The sequence below is a fragment of the Bradyrhizobium sp. sGM-13 genome (assembly GCF_018398875.1).
Taxonomy (GTDB): domain Bacteria; phylum Pseudomonadota; class Alphaproteobacteria; order Rhizobiales; family Xanthobacteraceae; genus Bradyrhizobium.
In genome coordinates this window covers 1-354 of the sequence record NZ_JAGWDK010000229.1, presented here as the reverse complement: position 1 = coordinate 354, position 354 = coordinate 1, and the positions used below count along the sequence as shown (strand labels likewise).

1 pseudogene is annotated in these 354 nt (G+C 63.3%); it reads left to right on the top strand.

What is annotated here, in order from left to right:
- A pseudogene (locus tag KJQ96_RS38880) lies at positions 1-354 on the top strand (MFS transporter); the annotation flags it as partial.

Genomic DNA, 354 nt, shown 5'->3' with positions numbered 1-354 from the left:
AGACCATGATCGACCACAATGTCACCGCCAATGCCACGGTGCTCGGCGCCAGTGTCACCGCAGGCCTTCCTGCGGTCAGCGAGTGGCTGACGACAATGAGCGCCATGCTCGCGGCACGAGGGATGGACGGCGTGGCCGCCGGCCGGACTGCGATGGGTCTGTTGGGTCGAGCCCTCACTGGTCAATCCACAGTGATCGCTTTCGACACCGCGTTCGCTGCAGTCGCTCTTCTTTTCGTCATCGCTGCGCCCGTGCTGGTCACCATCAAGATCGCCTTCGCCCTGCACGCAAAGATGGATGTGGCGCAGTCAGCCCGGACCGAGGAGCCATACATGACACATCCCGCGCCGAAAC